Source organism: Niallia oryzisoli (assembly GCF_036670025.1).
Lineage (GTDB): Bacteria > Bacillota > Bacilli > Bacillales > Cytobacillaceae > Bacillus_BD > Bacillus_BD oryzisoli.
This window is the reverse complement of record NZ_CP137640.1, coordinates 6211360-6231504: the sequence shown is the minus strand read 5'-3', so window position 1 is coordinate 6231504 and position 20145 is coordinate 6211360. Positions and strand designations below refer to the sequence as shown.

At 39.3% G+C, this 20145-nt stretch carries 21 protein-coding genes; 20 read left to right on the top strand and 1 reads right to left on the bottom strand.

Annotation, left to right across the window (positions count from 1 at the left end):
* Positions 1-722: 722 nt before the first annotated feature.
* The 11 genes from rpmH to R4Z09_RS30900 all read left to right on the top strand — a co-directional run bounded on the left by rpmH (position 723) and on the right by R4Z09_RS30900 (position 11411).
* Positions 723-857, top strand: coding sequence for a 50S ribosomal protein L34 (gene rpmH, locus R4Z09_RS30950; RefSeq protein ID WP_338450429.1), 135 nt, complete (start codon positions 723-725; stop codon positions 855-857).
* A 156-nt stretch (positions 858-1013) separates the two neighbouring features.
* Positions 1014-1385, top strand: coding sequence for a ribonuclease P protein component (gene rnpA, locus R4Z09_RS30945; protein WP_338450428.1), 372 nt, complete (start codon positions 1014-1016; stop codon positions 1383-1385).
* 169 nt (positions 1386-1554) lie between these two features.
* Positions 1555-2334 carry a YidC family membrane integrase SpoIIIJ gene (spoIIIJ, locus tag R4Z09_RS30940; RefSeq protein ID WP_338450427.1) on the top strand — a complete coding sequence of 260 codons (780 nt, stop codon included), beginning with the start codon at positions 1555-1557 and terminating at the stop codon, positions 2332-2334.
* Entirely contained in the window at positions 2331-2954 is a 624-nt protein-coding gene (gene jag / locus R4Z09_RS30935; protein WP_338450426.1) for an RNA-binding cell elongation regulator Jag/EloR, read from the top strand. The genes spoIIIJ and jag overlap by 4 nt, the downstream gene beginning before the upstream one ends.
* Before the next feature lie 266 nt (positions 2955-3220).
* Positions 3221-4606: a tRNA uridine-5-carboxymethylaminomethyl(34) synthesis GTPase MnmE gene (gene mnmE / locus R4Z09_RS30930; protein ID WP_338450425.1), complete on the top strand. Its 1386-nt coding sequence runs from the start codon at positions 3221-3223 to the stop codon at positions 4604-4606.
* A 261-nt stretch (positions 4607-4867) separates the two neighbouring features.
* On the top strand, positions 4868-6757 hold the full coding sequence (gene mnmG, locus R4Z09_RS30925; protein ID WP_338450424.1) for a tRNA uridine-5-carboxymethylaminomethyl(34) synthesis enzyme MnmG: 1890 nt from the start codon (positions 4868-4870) through the stop codon (positions 6755-6757).
* Positions 6758-6799: 42 nt separating this feature from the next.
* Positions 6800-7516 (top strand): 16S rRNA (guanine(527)-N(7))-methyltransferase RsmG, encoded by a 717-nt coding sequence (rsmG, locus tag R4Z09_RS30920; RefSeq protein ID WP_338450423.1) that lies wholly within the window; start codon positions 6800-6802, stop codon positions 7514-7516.
* Positions 7517-7722: 206 nt separating this feature from the next.
* Positions 7723-8598 carry a nucleoid occlusion protein gene (noc, locus tag R4Z09_RS30915; RefSeq protein WP_338450422.1) on the top strand — a complete coding sequence of 292 codons (876 nt, stop codon included), beginning with the start codon at positions 7723-7725 and terminating at the stop codon, positions 8596-8598.
* 362 nt (positions 8599-8960) lie between these two features.
* Positions 8961-9722 carry an AAA family ATPase gene (locus R4Z09_RS30910; RefSeq protein WP_338453413.1) on the top strand — a complete coding sequence of 254 codons (762 nt, stop codon included), beginning with the start codon at positions 8961-8963 and terminating at the stop codon, positions 9720-9722.
* On the top strand, positions 9715-10605 hold the full coding sequence (locus tag R4Z09_RS30905; RefSeq protein WP_338450421.1) for a ParB/RepB/Spo0J family partition protein: 891 nt from the start codon (positions 9715-9717) through the stop codon (positions 10603-10605). Before R4Z09_RS30910 ends, R4Z09_RS30905 begins: the two co-directional genes overlap by 8 nt.
* Before the next feature lie 98 nt (positions 10606-10703).
* On the top strand, positions 10704-11411 hold the full coding sequence (locus R4Z09_RS30900; RefSeq protein WP_338450420.1) for a DUF554 domain-containing protein: 708 nt from the start codon (positions 10704-10706) through the stop codon (positions 11409-11411).
* A 76-nt stretch (positions 11412-11487) separates the two neighbouring features.
* On the opposite strand, the gene yyaC is transcribed toward R4Z09_RS30900, so the two are convergent.
* Entirely contained in the window at positions 11488-12123 is a 636-nt protein-coding gene (yyaC, locus tag R4Z09_RS30895; protein WP_338453412.1) for a spore protease YyaC, read from the bottom strand.
* Between the two features lie 291 nt (positions 12124-12414).
* On the opposite strand from yyaC, the gene R4Z09_RS30890 reads away from it, so the two are divergent.
* From R4Z09_RS30890 to rplI, 9 genes are all read left to right on the top strand, one after another.
* Complete coding sequence (locus R4Z09_RS30890; RefSeq protein WP_338450419.1) at positions 12415-13302, top strand: mechanosensitive ion channel family protein; 888 nt, start codon at positions 12415-12417, stop codon at positions 13300-13302.
* A gap of 21 nt (positions 13303-13323) precedes the next feature.
* A complete protein-coding gene (locus R4Z09_RS30885; protein WP_338450418.1) occupies positions 13324-13530 on the top strand; it encodes a DUF951 domain-containing protein in 207 nt (68 codons plus the stop codon).
* A 260-nt stretch (positions 13531-13790) separates the two neighbouring features.
* Positions 13791-14891, top strand: coding sequence for a redox-regulated ATPase YchF (gene ychF / locus R4Z09_RS30880; RefSeq protein ID WP_338450417.1), 1101 nt, complete (start codon positions 13791-13793; stop codon positions 14889-14891).
* Positions 14892-15085: 194 nt separating this feature from the next.
* Positions 15086-15373 carry a 30S ribosomal protein S6 gene (rpsF, locus tag R4Z09_RS30875; RefSeq protein ID WP_338450416.1) on the top strand — a complete coding sequence of 96 codons (288 nt, stop codon included), beginning with the start codon at positions 15086-15088 and terminating at the stop codon, positions 15371-15373.
* A 72-nt stretch (positions 15374-15445) separates the two neighbouring features.
* Complete coding sequence (gene ssb / locus R4Z09_RS30870) at positions 15446-15973, top strand: single-stranded DNA-binding protein (RefSeq protein ID WP_338450415.1); 528 nt, start codon at positions 15446-15448, stop codon at positions 15971-15973.
* Positions 15974-16030: 57 nt separating this feature from the next.
* Complete coding sequence (rpsR, locus tag R4Z09_RS30865; protein ID WP_071396751.1) at positions 16031-16267, top strand: 30S ribosomal protein S18; 237 nt, start codon at positions 16031-16033, stop codon at positions 16265-16267.
* 186 nt (positions 16268-16453) lie between these two features.
* Positions 16454-17389: a YybS family protein gene (locus tag R4Z09_RS30860; RefSeq protein WP_338450414.1), complete on the top strand. Its 936-nt coding sequence runs from the start codon at positions 16454-16456 to the stop codon at positions 17387-17389.
* Between the two features lie 32 nt (positions 17390-17421).
* Positions 17422-19395: a DHH family phosphoesterase gene (locus tag R4Z09_RS30855; RefSeq protein WP_338450413.1), complete on the top strand. Its 1974-nt coding sequence runs from the start codon at positions 17422-17424 to the stop codon at positions 19393-19395.
* Positions 19392-19838, top strand: coding sequence for a 50S ribosomal protein L9 (rplI, locus tag R4Z09_RS30850; RefSeq protein WP_338450412.1), 447 nt, complete (start codon positions 19392-19394; stop codon positions 19836-19838). Before R4Z09_RS30855 ends, rplI begins: the two co-directional genes overlap by 4 nt.
* Positions 19839-20145: the final 307 nt, after the last annotated feature.

Sequence of the window (20145 nt, the reverse complement as noted above, 5' to 3'; positions counted from 1 at the left end):
CAGTTATCCCTCCTTTACTCTAGTTCGCATAAAAAACAATAGGTTATACGGTAAAGTACAACCTATACATGATCTATATACGAAACGATGTTTGTGGATAAATATATTAATAAGGAAATAATATAACCTTTCGACAATATCCACTATGTGTGGACAACCGTTATTAACCTAAGTGGATAACTTATTCACAACTTATCAACAGATTGTGGATAAAATCATTTTGTGGATAACTTGCTAAGGGTGAAAACACAAATATAATATCAAATAAATGCTAGCTGTGCAACGGTTTTTGCGAGTTTATCCACAAGCCAAACAAGTTGTGATTAATAAATGTCCACAGGTAGTGGTTATGTGAAAAACCTGTCAATATATGTTGTGGATAACAGGGGAAACTGTCGAAAACAATCCACAATCTCGTAAAGTGGAGATTCTAAGTTAATTCTGTGAAAAAATATTTTTTCGTAGTTTTTTTCGTAGTTTTTTTTTGTAGTCTTCCTTTTGTTTGGAGTGGATACTACAAAATCGTGCTGGGACTTTGTATTTCTATTTCATCTATGTTATTTTTTTCCGTGACATTGGATAGGATTCAAGGTAATATTTGGGGGGTGGAAAAATCATCTATAGGGAGTTATACTATTAAGGGTGTTGACATTTTTCAATCACCCTATATATAATTAGAATACTGTTTTTAAGAAGCAATTCCTCGAGGGAGGTGTCATATAGTGAAAAGAACATATCAACCTAAAAAACGTAAACATAGTAAAGTTCACGGATTTCGTGCTCGTATGAGCAGTGCAAACGGACGCAACGTTCTAGCTCGTCGTCGTCGTAAAGGAAGAAAAGTATTATCTGCCTAGACCACTGAAATGTCAGTGGTCTTTTTTCTCATTAGGTGAAAAAACATGATTAATGCAGTAAAAAAATACTCCCATGAAAGTTTCTGAATAGGCATAGTGGGAATAATGAATAGATGAAGTTATTCATGAACGAATGTAATTGTAGGTGGATTCAGGATGAGGAAAGAGTATCGTGTTAAAAAGAATGAGGATTTTCAAGAAGTGTTTAAAAAAGGAGAATCAGTTGCAAATAGACAATTTGTTGTTTACACATTAAAAAAGCCAGAGCAATCGCATTTCAGAATTGGCCTGTCCGTAAGCAAGAAAATAGGCAATGCAGTTACACGAAATCAAATCAAACGATATGTCCGGCAAGCTTTCCATGAATTTGATGGCTATATACATAATGATGTTGATTATATTATTATTGCGAGAAAACCAACGGCTGATATGGACTATTTTGACATTCAAAAAAGCCTTACACATGTCCTAAAGCTGGCAAAGGTCTATAGGAAACCGCAGGAGCAAGTAAAGAATAATGAAAGATAGGATTTAAATGTAAATTTCAGACTATATTTTATCATATTAAAAGCGTTTACTATAAAAAAATGGTAAAATGATTTAGACTGGGCATTTAGTCGATATTAGATTTTCTTTTCTTATTAAACACGAAATAAGGCGAAAAAATACCTTTTATGCTTTAAGGAGGAAAAAACGGTTGAAAAAGCGAATATTTTTATTGATCGGGTTAGTTTTGATGCTTGCCTTTTTAGCGGGCTGTACTCAGACAAGCGTACCGATAACTGCTGAAAGCGAAGGCTTTTGGAATCAGTATATTGTATATCCGCTTTCATTATTCATTGTGAAAGTTGCCGAATTTGCAGGTGGAAGTTTTGGACTGGCGATTATTATTGTAACGATTATTATCAGGCTTGTGATTCTGCCATTAATGATCAAACAAACAAAAAGTTCGAAGGCAATGCAGGCCATTCAGCCTGAGCTGCAAAAGCTGAGAGAAAAATACAGTTCTAAAGACCAAAAAACACAGCAAAAATTACAACAAGAAACAATGGAATTATTCCAAAAATACGGTGTTAATCCACTTGCTGGATGCTTACCGCTTGTTGTCCAAATGCCTGTTCTAATCGGTATTTATCATGCGATCATGAGAACACCGGAATTACAAGAGCATGCAAATTTCCTATGGTTTGATCTTGCAGCACCGGATCCGTTCTACTTATTACCGATAATTGCTGGTGTTACAACATTTATTCAACAAAAAATTACAATGGTCGGAATGGAGAACAATCCACAAATGGCTATGATGCTTTGGCTCATGCCAATTATGATCATTGTATTTGCAATAAATTTCCCAGCAGCCCTTGCGCTATACTGGGTAGTAGGTAACTTATTTATGATTGTACAAACATATTTTATAAAAGGGCCGGATCTAAAAGCAGCAGCTGCGGCCGGTAAATCGGGAGGAGCAAAAAAGTGAAACAGGTTACTGCTACGGGACAAACTGTCAAAGAAGCAGTTGAATCAGCTTTAGCTCAATTACAAACTACAAAGGATCGAACAGATATTTCGATTATTGATGAAGGAAAAAAGGGGATTTTCGGAATTTTTGGCTCACGTCCTGCTGTTGTAAAAGTTTCAGTCAAAATTGACCCTATTGAAGAAGCAAAAATGTTTTTATTGGATGTATGTGACAAAATGGGAGCTCCCATGACGATTGATGTAGAGAAAAACGGGAAGCAGGTTAAATTTAAGCTGTCCGGTGAGAAAGTTGCTTTACTCATTGGGAAAAGAGGACAAACACTCAACTCCTTGCAATATTTAACCCAGCTAGTGATTAATCGTTTTTCCAATCAATATTTAAACGTTATCCTTGATGCAGAGGATTACCGGGAGAGACGCAACGAAACGTTAATCCATTTAGCTGAAAAGCTGGCGCAAAAAGCGGTTCAAACTGGTAAAGAGGTTGCCTTAGAGCCAATGCCATCATATGAGCGTAAAGTCATTCATACGGCTTTAATGGATAACAAGAAAATTGCCACCTATTCCAGCGGTGTTGACCCTCATCGGCATATTGTGATAGCACCAAACAAAAAATGATATTTAAAAGAAGCTGAGCCCTCTGGGTGACAGCTTCTTTTTTTGCTCTATCTTTTTTTTATAATCAATGCTAAGTGCTTTATTGTTATTCACATGTGGATAAGTTAAAATAAAATAATGGGCTTAAAGAACTGTGGATAACGTATAGGAAGTTCTTTTTCGTGCTAACAATGATAGTGGATAACTTTAGCTCATAAAATGGAGCTTATATAAAAGTAAGGATCGAGCGAGGCACTTTGTGCTTTTCTTTGAGAGAGGTGAAAAGAGTGGAATTTGATACAATAGCTGCAATTTCGACTCCAATGGGAGAGGGAGCGATTGCAATTGTCCGCTTAAGCGGGGATGAGGCTTTTTCTATTGCAGAAAGGCTTTTTCGAAGTGTAAGCGGGAAAAAGATAAGTGAGGAGCCATCCCACACAATCCATTATGGACATATTATTGATCCTAAGACAAATGAGGTCGCTGAGGAAGTGATGATGTCAATCATGAGGGGACCAAAAACTTTTACTAAAGAGGATGTTGTCGAGATCAATTGTCATGGTGGTTTAGTATCTGTAAACAGAGTCTTGCAGCTTTGTTTAAAAAACGGAGCCCGCTTAGCAGAGCCTGGAGAATTTACGAAAAGGGCATTTTTGAATGGCCGGATTGATTTATCGCAGGCTGAAGCAGTTATGGATTTGATTCGCGCTAAAACGGACCGTGCTATGAATGTGGCTCTTGGCCAAATGGAAGGCAGATTGTCCAAGTTGATAAAAAGGCTTCGCCAGGAACTGATTGAGACCTTAGCGCAAATTGAAGTAAATATAGATTATCCTGAGTATGATGATGTGGAGGAAATGACACATAAGATACTGAAAGAAAAAGCATCCTATGTGAAAAAGGAAATTGAGCGTTTATTGCAGACATCCTCACAGGGGAAAATCTTGCGTGAAGGCTTGTCAACAGTTATAGTTGGTCGTCCTAATGTAGGGAAATCTTCCCTTTTGAACAGCTTGGTACAGGAAAATAAGGCGATTGTGACAGATATTCCGGGCACAACTCGTGATGTCATTGAAGAGTATGTTAATGTCCGCGGGGTTCCGTTGCGATTATTAGATACTGCTGGAATCCGTGAAACAGAGGATATTGTTGAGAGAATTGGGGTTGAACGGTCAAGGCAGGTGCTGAAAGAGGCAGATCTTATTTTGCTTGTATTAAATTATTCCGATGAATTAACGTTGGAAGATGAAAACCTTTTTGATGTTGTAAAGGATATGGACGTAATCGTCATTGTGAATAAAACAGATCTTCCGCAAAAAATTGATATGGACCTTGTTAAGGAGTTATCCAGCAATCATAAGCTGATTACAACTTCTCTGATCGAGGAAAAAGGCATTGAGGAGCTGGAAGAAGCCATTGCTGATCTCTTCTTTACGGGATCGATTGAAGCAGGAGACATGACTTATGTTTCGAACAGTCGTCATATTGCGTTATTAAACCAGGCCTATACGGCTATCAATGATGTGCTAGAAGGCATTGATCTTGATACTCCCGTAGATATCCTTCAAATTGACTTAACAAGAACGTGGGAGCTGTTGGGAGAGATTATTGGTGAAAGTGTGCAGGACAGCTTGATTAATCAATTATTCTCTCAGTTCTGTTTAGGGAAATAGAAAAGCGAAAGCGCCTTGCCTTTCTGCGAGGATTGGCTTAAGACCTCGAGGGGCTAGGCGCTGCAGCTAGACAAATAAAAGCGGAGGCGCCTCGATCAGCCCCGACCAGCTTAAGACGAGCCTCGTGGAAAGGTGTACTTTACCTTTCTGCGAGGATTGGCTTAAGACCTCGAGGGGCTAGGCGCTGCAGCTAGACAAATAGAAAAGCGGAGGCGCCTCAAGGGCGGCCTCGAGACGCAAATTAGTTTAGGAGGCAACACCATGCAATATGAAGCAGGTAATTATGATGTGATTGTGATCGGAGCGGGACATGCAGGCTGTGAGGCAGGACTTGCAGCAGCTCGACTTGGGGCCAAGACCCTGATGGTTACAATCAATTTAGATATGGTCGCTTTCATGCCATGTAATCCATCTGTCGGAGGACCAGCTAAGGGAATCGTTGTAAGAGAAATAGATGCTCTTGGTGGAGAAATGGGTAAAAACATTGATAAGACCTATATCCAAATGAGAATGCTGAATACCGGTAAAGGTCCTGCTGTCCGTGCTTTACGGGCCCAGGCTGATAAGGTTTCCTATCAGTACGAAATGAAGAAAACTCTTGAAAATGAAGAAAACTTAACGTTAATTCAAGGAATGGTTGAACGATTAATCGTGGAAGATGGTATTTGTAAAGGGGTCATTACGAAGACGGGTGCCATTTATCAAGCCAAGACAGTTGTCATCACAACAGGAACATTCCTACGCGGAGAAATTATTCTTGGAGAATTAAAATACTCCAGCGGTCCGAATAACCAACAGCCTTCTATTAAGCTTTCTGAGCATTTAGAGGAGCTTGGTTTTCATTTAGTTCGTTTTAAAACTGGGACACCGCCGCGGGTTAACAGTAAATCGATTGATTATAGTAAAACAGAGATACAGCCGGGCGACAAGGAGCCACGTGCATTCTCTTATGAAACAACCAAATTTATTACGGATCAGCTTCCATGCTGGCTTACTTACACGAATGAAGAGACCCATACGATTATTGACCAAAATCTCCACCGGGCTCCAATGTTCTCTGGAATGGTAAAAGGAACGGGTGCTCGTTACTGCCCTTCAATTGAGGATAAAGTTGTCCGTTTCAGCGATAAGCCAAGACATCAAATATTCCTTGAGCCTGAGGGCCGAAATACAGAAGAAGTATATGTACAAGGTTTATCTACTAGTATGCCGGAAGATGTGCAGCACCGCATCTTAAAAACCATTCCCGGCCTCGAAAATGCACAAATGATGAGAGCGGGCTATGCAATTGAATATGATGCAATGGAACCTTCGCAACTATGGCCTACATTAGAAACAAAGAAAATTACTAACCTTTATACAGCCGGACAAATTAACGGGACATCAGGTTATGAGGAGGCAGCGGGTCAGGGCTTAATGGCTGGAATCAACGCCGGGTTAAAGGCGCTTGGAAAGGAAGAATTAATCCTAAGCCGCTCCGACGCTTACATTGGTGTGCTAATCGATGACTTGGTTACGAAAGGGACGAACGAGCCTTATCGTTTGCTTACATCAAGAGCTGAATACCGCTTGCTGCTTCGTCATGATAATGCCGATCTACGCCTAACAGAAGTCGGTCATAGAATTGGTCTCATTTCGGAAGAACGTTACGAGCGTTATACGAAGAAAAAACAGGCGATTGAGGAAGAGATAAAGCGGCTTCAGAACCTTATTTTAAAGCCAAATCAAGAAGTGCAGGCTTTAATCAAAAGTGTTGGCGGCAGTGAGCTTAAGGATGGCATCAGGGCTTCCGATCTATTAAAGCGTCCGGAAATGAGCTACGAGCATATTGAGCAGCTTGCAAAAAGTGAAGTCGAGCTTGATGCTGAAGTCAAAGAGCAAGTGGAAATTCAAATAAAATATGAGGGCTATATCGAGAAGTCCTTGCAGCAAGTAGAGCGGTTAAAGAAGATGGAAAATAAGAAGATTCCGGAAAACATTGATTATCAAGCGATTACAGGACTTGCCACCGAGGCAAGACAGAAATTAGAGAAAATTCGTCCGCTGTCACTTGCACAGGCTTCGAGAATTTCAGGAGTGAACCCTGCTGATATTTCAATTCTGCTTGTTTACTTAGAGCAAGGGAAAATTGCAAAGGTATCTAATGACTAAGGCGTTGTCTGGATCAAGCAAAGCGTAGGAAAGGATTTGTCGATGAATACAGATCAATTTATCAAGCTGTTGGCGGAGAAGGGAGTTTCGCTCACCTCCACACAGATTGAACAATATGAAACCTATTACCGGCTGCTTGTTGAATGGAATGAAAAGATGAATTTAACAGCAATTACGGAAAAAGAAGATGTGTATTTAAAGCATTTCTTTGATTCAATTACAGCCGGTTTTTATTTCAATTTTGATCAAGAACTGCGGGTTTGTGATGTCGGCGCTGGTGCCGGCTTTCCAAGCATTCCGATCAAAATTGCATTTCCAAAGATTCATGTCACTATTGTAGATTCTCTTAATAAAAGAATACATTTTCTAGAGCATTTAGCAGGACAGCTCCAACTTGAGAATGTTCGGTTTATCCATGATCGTGCCGAAACATTTGGACAGGTAAAGGAAAATAGAGAAGCCTATGATGTTGTGACAGCACGAGCTGTTGCAAGAATGTCGGTATTAAGTGAACTTTGCCTTCCGCTTGTGAAGATTGGCGGTACTTTTATCGCGATGAAGGGTGCCAGCGGAATTGAAGAACTCCAGGCTGGAGAAAAGGCAATATCGTTATTAGGTGGTATGGTAAAAGATTCCCTTGAATTTACTTTACCCTTTGAGGAGAGTGAGCGAAATATCTTTTTAATCAGGAAAGAGAAGCCAACTCCGAAGAAATACCCGCGAAAACCTGGAACACCTAATCGAAGCCCTATTGAATAGAGTTACTTTTTCTTTTCAAATATGGCATAATCTTTTTATATGAGAATAGATTATTGTTTTTTTACCATAGTGTTTAACATATAGAGAAAATAGATGACTTAAGCGAAGGAAACGATGAAGGTGCTAAATTTCCTATTGATCAGGAGGACTTGTCGTTTTCTTCAAGAATATTTATTTAGGGAGTTTCGTAAAGGTGGTGTAGGGTGATGAAGCAAACTTTTTCACGCTTTTTTGGCCTCGGCGAAAAGGAAGATCGGTTGGAGATCGAGAATACGGCTGAATCCGATCTTGAGGAAATAGTAAAAAATGAAGAAATAAAGAAGATTCCTATTGATCAAATCGTACCCAATCGATTTCAACCAAGGACAATTTTTGATGACGAAAAAATTGAAGAACTATCCCGTACCATTCATACGCACGGGATTATTCAACCAATTGTGGTCAGGGAATTTGGACGGGATAGCTACGAGATTATTGCTGGTGAACGCAGATGGCGGGCAATGAAAAAACTAGGTTGGGACCTGGTACCGGCCATTATTAAAAACTTCAATGATACAGAAACAGCTTCTGTTGCGTTGATTGAGAACCTCCAGCGGGAAGAGCTTTCCCCTATTGAGGAGGCCATTGCTTATGGAAAGCTGCTTGAACTTCATCAGTTAACACAGGAGGCACTGGCGCAGCGTCTTGGAAAAGGACAGTCAACGGTTGCGAATAAGCTGCGGCTCCTTAAGCTGCCACAGGAAGTACAAGATGCTTTATTAAACAAAACCATTACAGAACGACATGCCCGTTCACTTATTCCACTCAAGAATCCGGAAAAACAAGTGAAATTATTAGAAGAAATTATTGAAAAAAACCTGAATGTGAAGCAAACTGAGGACCGCGTTGCGAAGCTGCTTGAGCAGACCGTTGAGAAGCCAAAACCGAAACGAAAGGCATTTAGTAAGGATATGCGAATCGCTGTTAATACAATTCGGCAATCCTTATCAATGGTGACAGACAGCGGGATTAAGCTTGATACACAGGAAGAGGAACACGAAGAATATTATCAATTTACCATTAAGATACCAAAAAAGAAATAAGGATATGGCATTTTAATAGTTTTATCTAAAGAGGGGGTTCGTACACCCGCTCTTTTTTGTATAATAGGATATTTCTCTTGAAAATTTTATCTTGAAGAAAAGTTCTATTATCCTATTTAATTCATGATAAAATAGAATACATGATTCAAATAAAAGCGGAAGCGGCTTGTTCAGACCCGACAGGCATAATCTGGGGTGATGAGAAGGTTGTTCTTTAACCATCACATCGCCACAGCTTATGACTCCGAGGGTCTAGCCGCTGCAGCTAGATAGAATAAAAGCGGAAGCGGCTTTGTATGTAATTTTAATAGATTAATTGTTTGAGCAGAAAGATTTCCATGGAAATAAAGGTAGGTGGTAATGTGGGAAAAGTGATTGCGATAGCAAACCAAAAGGGCGGTGTGGGCAAGACAACCACGTCTGTTAATCTTGGGGCTTGCTTAGCTTACATAGGAAAAAGGGTGTTATTGATAGACATTGATCCACAAGGAAATGCTACCAGTGGTGTAGGAATTGAAAAGGCTGACGTTGAACAATGTGTGTATGATGTATTGGTTGATGACGTCGAAACCAGTCAAGTGATAAGGCCGACAGCAGTAGAAAATCTTTATTCCATCCCGGCCACCATTCAGCTTGCAGGTGCAGAAATTGAGCTGGTCCCTACGATTTCAAGGGAAGTTCGATTAAAAAGGGCTTTGGAAAAGGTAATCAAAGAATTTGACTATATTCTAATTGACTGCCCCCCTTCTCTTGGCCTCTTAACGCTTAATGCATTGACTGCAGCAGACTCGGTCCTTATTCCGGTACAATGTGAGTATTATGCATTAGAGGGTCTGAGTCAGTTATTAAATACCGTTCGTTTGGTGCAGAAGCATTTAAATCATGATTTAAAAGTAGAAGGTGTTTTGTTAACGATGCTTGATGCCCGGACCAATTTGGGAATTCAAGTAATTGATGAGGTTAAGAAGTATTTTCAAGACAAGGTGTATAAAACCATCATTCCGAGAAATGTACGTCTAAGTGAAGCACCTAGTCACGGGGAGCCGATTATTATCTATGATTCTAAATCCCGCGGTGCTGAAGTATATTTAGATTTGGCAAAGGAAGTGGTTATGAATGGCTAAAGGTCTTGGTAAGGGGCTTGGTAAAGGACCCGGCAAAGGTCTTGGTAAAGGGCTGGATGCATTACTACCAAATATAGATAATGAGGAAAAAGAAGAGATTATTGAAGAAATTAATATTAAGGATTGTAAGCCTAATCCTTATCAGCCGCGGAAAATCTTTAATGAAGAAGCAATTGAAGAATTGAAGCAATCTGTCATCGAGCATGGCATCCTGCAGCCTCTAATTGTGCGAAAAACAATAAAAGGCTACGAAATTGTTGTTGGTGAAAGGCGATACCGTGCAGCAAAAGCGGCGAATCTGACAAAGGTACCTGTTGTTGTCAGGGAGCTGACAGAGCAGCAAATGATGGAGTTTGCCGTTCTTGAGAACCTGCAGCGGGAGGACTTAACGCCGATTGAAGAAGCTGCAGCCTATCAATTATTAATTGAAAAACTAAAAATAACGCAAGAGGAATTAGCGAAAAGACTTGGGAAAAGTAGACCGCATATTGCGAATCATATCCGTCTTTTATCGCTCCCTCCGAAAATTCAAGAGCTTATTTCGGAAGGTCAAATTTCAATGGGACATGGCCGAGCACTGCTAGGGCTCCGTAAGAAAGAGCTTATCCCGAGTGTCGTTGAAAAGGTGCTAAAGGAAGGATTAAATGTTCGTCAATTAGAGCAGTTAATCCAGCAATTAAATAATCCTGTTCCACGTGAAACGAAAAAGCCTGTTCAAGAGAAAGATATATTTATAAAAGCACAGGAATCTAGTCTGCGTGAACGATTTGGGACAACTGTCAATATCAAGCAAACGAAAAATAAAGATAAAGGGAAAATTGAAATTGAATTTTTCTCGAATGAAGATCTTGAACGAATTTTGGAAATGCTAGAGTCAAGATAGGTCAAGTAAACCATCAAACATGGATGGTTTATTTTTTTGAAAGCTGACAGACTAACTGGTAGGGAGTTCTTCTCCATCTGCACATATGAGGTGAAAAAATGTTTATTTTAGGGACAGCAGTGAATAGTTTGCTGATCATTGTCGGGTCGATTATTGGTAAGTTTCTCAATCGGATTCCTGAACAAATGAAACAAACTGTTATGTATGCCATGGGTTTGGCTGTCATGGTATTAGGGCTGCAAATGGGATTTAAAAGTGATAATTTTTTAATTGTCATTTTAAGTCTGGCATTTGGTACGATGATTGGTGAGCTTTTAAGACTTGAAGATAAGCTGAATGATTTAGGGATATGGTTGGAGAATAAAGTAGGATCCAAAGCAAAGGGAAGTATTGCTCAGGGATTTGTTACAGCTACATTAATATATTGTATCGGTGCTATGGCCATTCTTGGGGCGTTGGATAGCGGAATTCGCGGCGATCATTCTGTTCTTTATACAAAGGGAATCATCGATGGAATTACGGCCTTTATTTTAACTACAACGTTAGGAATCGGCGTTATTTTTTCTGCTATTCCAGTATTTTTATATCAGGGCCTTATTGCCCTATTTGCAACTCAAATTGACCGATTGGTCCCTGCTTCTTTAATGGATCAATTTATCATTGAAATGACGGCAACCGGCGGGGTTATGATTATTGCCATTGGTTTGAATGTGACAGGTTTAACAAAGATCCGTGTAGCCAATTTATTGCCTGGAATTCTAGTCACAGCAGTCATCGTGACAGCGATGTATTTATTTCATTCATAACAGAACAGGGTGTCAGGCACCACAAAAAGACAAATATATTCAATTTGTCTTTTTATGGTGCCTGACACAGATATACCTAATTCGTTTGTTCATGTTCATGATCAATTGACCATTTTAATTTGGAAAAGGAGTACCTTGGCTCATAAAATTTACTTGTATGGTAGATACCGTCGGCAATGGTTTTCGCCATTTCCATTACAAGATGCAGTCTGGTGTTTTGTAATACAAAATATTCCATAAATCCACTTACATTGACAATGCCTGTAATATGGATATCTCCGACAGCTGGGAGATCCTTATTGACTCCTGACCCAGGCTTTACCGGTCCGCAGCCTATTTGGATGACGCCCACACTTTTGAGTCTTCCTAAGCAGGCATCAATCCCAATAATAAATGGATTTATATATTTTGCTTTTATTTCGGTTAATTTCTCAGCTAAATTTAAGGCGTGAATTGGGTTTTCTAACGTTCCATATACGTGAAATGATTGGGGTGTCTTTTCTTGGAGTAAAGTGCCGATTAGTGGTCCTAATGAGTCACCAGTTGAGCGGTCAGTTCCAATGCAAATAAAAACGATGGGCCGATTGTTTAGTGCAGCTGGCATTAATGCCAATAGCTCCTTTGCAACCCTGTCTGCGGCTTCATGCTCATCATGGTTCACTCTAACTTCTTCATTTTTTACTTTATTAAAAATACTCGATTTATAATTCAACACGCACTCTCCCCCCTGTTAAAAAAGCTGGTGAATTGATTGTTCTTTTTTAAAATGGTCATGTAAGGAATAACTGAGATTATTAGAAATTCTTTTACATATAAATAGTTTTCTATTAGTATACGGATATTTTTCAATATCTATACATATCTTCGCTGATTTAATTTTTCATGAGGGATTAGGAAAAATTAAAGAGGATGCAGATGAAACTTAAATCTTCAAAGTTAAATGGATAGTTGTTAAAATGAACTTGTTTTAGAAAAATAAATACAAAAATATTAGGGTGAGATGATGGATTATTTTGCAAAGATAATACGAAATATTTCGGAAAAGTTATCCAGTGAGGAAGTTTGGTTAGCTATTGGTGTAGGATTTCTAAAAATCCTCGGTATTATAATCATCAGTATTTTAGTAGTGCGGGTAGGTAAATTAGCGATTCAAAATATTTTTGCTGCAAGAAGACATTCACTTTTAAGAATATCTGAACGCCGGGAAGCAACTTTGTTAAAACTCCTTCAAAATATTTTGACCTACGTTACTTATTTCATAGCGATCTTGATGATACTATCAACCCTCAATGTCAAAGTCGGCGCATTGCTAGCCGGAGCTGGAATTGTTGGTTTGGCGGTTGGGTTTGGAGCACAGAGCCTTGTAAAGGATATTATAACAGGTTTTTTTATCATCTTTGAAGATCAGTTTTCGGTCGGCGACCATGTGAGAATTGGTCAATTTGAAGGTACTGTAGAGGAAATTGGCTTGAGAACAACGAAAATTAAGCAATGGACTGGGGAACTTCATATTTTACCGAATGGCAGTATTATTGAAGTAACGAACTTTTCTCTCCATAACAGTGTTGCGGTTGTTGACATCAGTGTTTCATATGAGGAAGATATAAAAAGAGTAGAGCAAATTATTCAAGAATATCTTGTTACGGTGAAAGACAAATTCGAGGATATTGTCGCAGAGCCACAATTATTAGGGGTTCAAAGTATGGGGGCATCAGAAGTGACTCTTAGGGTAACGGCTGAAACGGCTCCAATGAAACATTTTCCGATTGCCAGGGAAATGAGAAAGGAAATTAAGCTTTGCCTTGATAAACATGGAATTGAAATCCCTTATCCAAGGCTAGTCATGTATTCCAGACAGGAACATGAAGCTGCCTATAAAAAAGGTGTATAGCGGAATAGGAGGTAAACTTAATTGGAAACGAAAGAATTTGGTTTGAATGATATTGTAGAAATGAAAAAGGCCCATCCTTGTGGAACGAACCGCTGGAAAATTATCAGATTAGGGATGGATATTCGGATAAAGTGTGAGGGCTGCTCTCATAGTGTGTTGATTCCAAGAAAAGAGTTTGCCCGCAAAATGAAAAAAATACTCGTCAAACATGAAGAAGAATCCAAATAAATTTGCGCTTTTCGGAACTGTCTAGCTCCAGGCGCCATCGGCTCGAGTCATAAGCCAATCCGTCAAGAAGTTTAAAGAACAACCTTCATGCCGGCTCGTCTTATGCTAGTCGCTGATAAGCGGGCGTCTTGCGCTTTTCGGAATAAATCACTATAATTATTTGAGGTTTGTTTCCTTATTATTGGTAATAAATTAAATAAGTTTTAATTGAAAATAGAGGTTGTATTGACTTTTGCTACTATAGTTGAGGAGTGACGAGGATGGCTTTAACAGCTGGAATTGTAGGGTTGCCGAATGTCGGGAAGTCTACATTATTTAATGCAATAACACAGGCAGGTGCTGAGTCTGCGAACTACCCATTTTGTACGATTGATCCGAATGTTGGGGTTGTAGAGGTACCTGACGAACGTTTAAATAAATTAACGGAGCTGGTTCAGCCGAAAAAAACTGTACCAACAACTTTTGAGTTTACGGATATTGCCGGGATTGTAAAAGGAGCAAGTAAAGGGGAAGGGTTAGGAAACAAATTCCTTTCCCATATTCGTGAAGTGGATGCTATTTGTCAGGTTGTCCGTTGCTTCGAAGATGAAAATATTACCCATGTTTCCGGTAAGGTAAATCCAATTGATGATATCGAAGTGATTAATCTTGAATTGATTCTAGCGGACCTGGAATCAGTTGAAAAACGCATCGGCCGTGTGGAAAAGCTAGCGAGACAAAAGGACAAGGATGCAGTTATTGAGTTTGAAGCATTACAAAAATTGAAGGAAGCCTTTGAAGCAGATAAGCCGGCAAGAACCGTTGAATTTACGGATGAAGAACAGAAGTTTGTAAAGGCGCTTCACCTTCTTACAATTAAGCCTGTTTTATATGTTGCCAATGTCGGAGAAGATGATGTTGCCGACCCATCAGGTAATGCTTATGTCCAAATGGTTAAAGACTATGCTGCAAAGGAAGGCGCTGAAGTGATTGTCATTTGCGCTAAAATTGAGGAAGAAATTGCTGAGCTTGAAGGGGAAGAAAAGGAAATGTTCCTTTCAGAGCTTGGAATTGCAGAATCAGGTCTTGATCAATTGATTAGAGCAGCATATAGCTTATTAGGATTGGCAACATATTTTACAGCGGGTGTTCAGGAAGTCCGTGCATGGACATTCCGTAACGGTATGAAGGCACCCCAATGTGCAGGTGTTATCCATTCTGACTTTGAAAAAGGCTTTATCCGTGCAGAAACAGTATCATATGAAGATCTATTAGCATCAGGAAATATGGTAGCGGCAAAAGAAGCTGGTAAAGTTCGTCTTGAAGGTAAGGATTATGTGGTAAAAGACGGAGATGTTATGCACTTCCGTTTCAACGTCTAATAATCAAGGTGTCAGTCACCACAAAAAGACAAAGTATTGATATTATTTGTCCATATGTGGTGACTGACACCTTTTTAAATTTATATTCGACATTGCTTTTCATTTATCGCTATGATATAATCTACTTCTGTGAGTAATGAATAATTGCTCCTTGCCCAATGATGGGCCGCTTAGACCAAAAGGAGGTGAACGTGATGAGAAAGTACGAAGTAATGTACATCATCCGCCCAAATATTGAAGATGAGGCTAAAAAAGCTCTTGTTGAGCGTTTTAACACAATCTTAACTGATAATGGCGCGGAAATTACTGAAGCTAAAGATTGGGGTAAACGTCGTCTTGCATATGAAATCAACGATTTCCGTGATGGCTATTACCAAATTATTGATGCTAACGCTGAGCCAGCTGCAGTTGAAGAATTCAGCCGCCTAGCTAAAATCAGTGAAGACATCATTCGTCATATCGTAGTTAAAAACGAAAAGTAAGTTTAACATAAATTATTTTCAAACCATTTGTTTCAGCGAGAAACAAATAGCTGTTGGAAGGAGTTGATTCTGATGTTAAATCGTGTTGTTCTAGTTGGTCGTTTAACAAAGGATCCTGAATTGCGTTACACGCCAAGTGGTGTAGGTGTTGCTACTTTTACATTGGCCGTGAATCGTACATTTTCAAATCAACAAGGTGAACGGGAAGCAGACTTTATTAATTGTGTAGTTTGGCGTAAACAGGCAGAAAACGTAGCAAACTTTTTGAAAAAAGGAAGTCTTGCCGGTGTAGATGGCCGTATCCAAACACGGAATTATGAAGGACAAGATGGCAGACGCGTTTATGTTACAGAGGTTGTAGCTGAAAGTGTACAATTCCTTGAACCTAAAGGTGGTTCTGGTGGCGGAGGTAACAGGGGTGACTTCGGTAATGCCGGCTTCGGCGGTGGACCGCAGGATTACGGATATGGAAACAACAATCAGAATCAGCAGCGCCAACAACCAAGTAGACAAAATAACCAAGGCTACACTCGTTTAGATGAAGATCCATTTGCTCAGGACGGTCAAATTGATATTTCTGACGATGATCTTCCATTCTAAGTGTTTGGCTTTTGAACGTGATAAAATGATTGTAAAAGGAGTGAATAGATTATGGCAATGGGTGGACGCAGAGGCGGACGTGCAAAACGTCGTAAAGTTTGCTATTTCACAGCAAATGGTATCACTCACATCGACTATAAAGATGTAGATTTACTAAAAAAATTCATCTCTGAACGCGGTAAAATTTTACCTCGTCGTGTGACTGGTACAAGCGCTAAATACCAACGTAAATTAACAACTGCTATCAAACGTGCTCGTACAATGGCATTGTTACCATACGTATCTGGCGAATAATTTCGAAAAGCGGAAGCGCCTTGCTTCTCGTTTAAAGGACATCAGAGATGGTGTCCTTTTTATTTTGTTCGCAATATTGTTGACGCTGTTTCGTTTCATGAGTAGGATGGTTGAACATCCTGATGATAGTCGATAAAATGAAATAATAAAAGATAATGAACATAATCCTCAGTAAGGGGTGTAAAATTGAAAAATGTACATAAGCTGACAGAGGGAGCTATTTTATTAGCTGCGTATGCTGTTATGCTGCTTATCACGATTTATGTACCGATTCTGGGTGCTGTCGTTAACCTATTCCTGTCCCTTCCGTTTATTATGTTTGCCGCAAAGCATAACCGACAGTCTGCACTTGTCTTTATGGTTGCTGCCACCCTCCTATCATTAATTGTTGGTACTTTCTTTGCTATTCCGCTGACGCTTGCTTACGGGTTGACAGGAATCGTTATGGGTGACTTTATCCGCAATCAAAAAGGAAGAGCAGCCGTTTTTCTTGCAGGTTCAATTACCTTCCTTCTAAACCTAGTCATTCAATATGCAGTTGCGGTTGCCCTTTTTAAAATGGATTTTATTAAACAAAGCATTGATTTAGTTAGGGAATCCGTTGAACAGTCAATGAGTATGCTGGAAGCTCTTGGCCAGGAACCGAATTCCACTATTCTTGAACAATTGAATACAGGGATTGATTTGCTTCAGTCTCTTGTTCCAAGTATATTTGTTATGATTTCCTTGGCAACGGTATTTTTTATCCAATTAGTCAGTTTTCCAATTATCAAAAGGTTCGGGGTGAAGATTGGCGAATGGAAGTCATTTAGAGAATTAACGCTGCCAAAGAGTCTTATTTATTATTTTTTCATTGCCTTCGCAGCCTCTTTGTTTATTCATGCAGAGGCTGGAGGTTATGTCTATTTAGCTTTAACAAATATCCTGTTTGTACTACAATTGTTAATGGTGGTTCAAGGTTTGGCTTTCATTTGGTATTACAGTCACTTAAAAGGGTGGCCAAAGGCCCTGCCGATCCTTATAACCGTCTTCGTATTCATCCTGCCGTTTCTTCTTTATATTGTTTGGATTTTAGGTATAATTGATTTAGGATTTGATTTAAGGAAAAGGGTCATTAAGTAATAACTAAACACTACTGTTCAGGAGCTGAAATCATGCCTTTAAATTTAAAAAAGCGATCCATTCGTTATCTTTTATATGGATTGATGGGTATAACAGTGGTGCTTCTAGGGATAATTGCATATTATAATTGGCTGTTTGGTGCCGCCGGATTTTTCCTATCTGCTCCCCTCTTTATTGCTATCATAATTAACGATAAACGCGAGATGAAAGAAATAGAGGAATATATCTCAACACTCTCTTATCGTGTGAAAAAGGTCGGAGAAGAAGCACTAATGGAGATGCCGATTGGGATTATGCTGATTAATGATGATTATTATATTGAATGGACGAATCCATTTATTTCATCCTGTTTTTCAGAAGATACATTAATCGGAAGGTCACTATATGATGTTGCTGAATCAATCGTGCCGCTAATAAAGCAGGAAGTAGAGACTGAAATCATTACTCTTCATGATCGAAAATTCAGGGTCATACATAAGCGTGATGAGAAGCTTCTCTATTTTCTAGATGTCACAGAGCAGGCTGAAATTGAAAAGCTTTATGAAGACGAACGAACGGTCATCGCTATTATTTTCCTTGATAATTATGATGATGTGACACAAGGAATGGATGATCCCACCAGAAGCAATCTTAATAATTTAGTAACCTCTATTTTAAATAGCTGGGCGTATGAAAATGGCGTTTTTATAAAAAGAGTATCATCCGACCGTTATATTGCGGTCTTTAACGAATCCATCCTTCAGGAGCTTGAAAAAGGAAAATTCACGATACTGGATGATGTGCGTGAATCTACTGCTAAGCAAAATGTCGGCCTTACGTTAAGCATTGGGGTTGGAACGGGGGTCTCTTCCCTTCCGGAGCTTGGAGCCCTTGCACAATCAAGCCTGGATCTTGCGCTTGGAAGAGGCGGTGACCAGGTAGCGATTAAACAATCAAACGGCAAGGTTAAATTTTTCGGAGGTAAGTCAAATCCTGTTGAAAAAAGAACAAGAGTCCGTGCCCGCGTTATTTCCCATGCATTGAAGGAATTGGTCGTTGAAAGTGAAAAAGTCATTATCATGGGTCATAAATACCCTGATATGGATGCAATTGGTGCTTCAATCGGAATCTTAAAGGTTGCCCAGATGAATCAGCGTGAGGGCTATGTTGTTGTTAACTTTAATGAAATTGATACCGGTGTCAGAAGACTGATGGAAGAAATCCAAAAGCATGAAGGTTTGTTTTCCCGATTTATTACTTCAGAGCAGGCGCTGGAAATTGCTACTGAGGATACCCTCTTAGTCATTGTAGATACTCATAAGCCGTCAATGGTTATTGAGGAAAGACTATTAGCTAAAATCGATCATACAGTGGTCATTGACCATCACCGCCGCGGTGAAGAATTTATCAGCCATCCGTTACTTGTTTATATGGAACCGTATGCTTCTTCGACGTCTGAACTAGTGACGGAATTACTTGAATATCAGCCGAAAAACAGTAAAATTGAAATGCTGGAAGCAACTGCTTTATTGGCAGGTATTATTGTTGATACGAAAAGTTTCACCTTAAGAACAGGTTCTAGAACCTTTGATGCAGCATCTTATTTGCGGGCCCATGGGGCAGATACCGTGTTAGTGCAGCGGTTCTTAAAGGAAGATATCGATACGTATGTAAGAAGAGCCAAGCTGATTGAGTCGGTCACTTATTACCATGATGGGATTGCCATTGCCGCGGGCAAGGAAGATGAAATATATAATCAGGTATTACTTGCGCAAACGGCAGATACTCTATTGACGATGGATGGTGTGAAGGCCTCCTTTGTTCTTTCCAAGCGTTCAGAAAATATGATTGGCATAAGTGCCCGTTCTTTAGGGGAGATCAATGTCCAAATCATCATGGAAGCTCTGAATGGCGGAGGACATTTAACGAATGCCGCAACCCAGTTAACCGGCGTCTCGATTGAAGAGGCAGAGCAGCAGCTAAAGATGGCAATTGATGAATATTTCGAAGGGAGAACGAAAGAATGAAAGTAATTTTTCTCAAAGATGTTAAAGGTAAAGGTAAAAAAGGTGAAGTGAAAAATGTAGCCGACGGCTATGCCCATAACTTTTTATTAAAACAAGGATTAGCAGTGGAAGCAAACTCAGCCAATGTCAGCAGTTTAAATGCGCAAAAGAAAAAAGAAGAAAAGCTTGCTGCCGAGGAGCTTGAAGAAGCAAAAAAATTAAAAACAGTAATTGATGAACTCACAGTCGAGCTGATAGCAAAATCTGGTGAAGGCGGCCGTTTATTCGGCTCTATTACGAGTAAGCAGATTGCCGAAGAATTACAGAAAAAGCATGGGATTAAAATCGATAAGCGTAAAATTGAGTTAGAGGATGCCATTCGTTCATTGGGATATACAAAGGTGCCTGTAAAACTTCATACTGAAGTCACAGCTACTTTAAATGTACATGTGAAAGAGGCATAATTCCAATTTAAGCCAATTGGGTGCAATATACTTATTTTGGAAGTTCTATTCTATAAAAAACATGTTACAATATAAAAGTGTTAGGGATGTGATCAGCCTTCTGGTCACGTTCCTTTAAATAACGAAGCTCTACAAGGCTCCCTTTAGTCGCTATGGTAAGTAGATCACGATTGGTAATCTCTTGTGATGTGCATGATCAGTTGAAAATAAGGGTGCTTTTTTTATGCTATGAAATTATATTAAATAATGATAGATTATGATAATAGATGTTTATATATAGTGAGTAATATATTGATATAGATAGTAG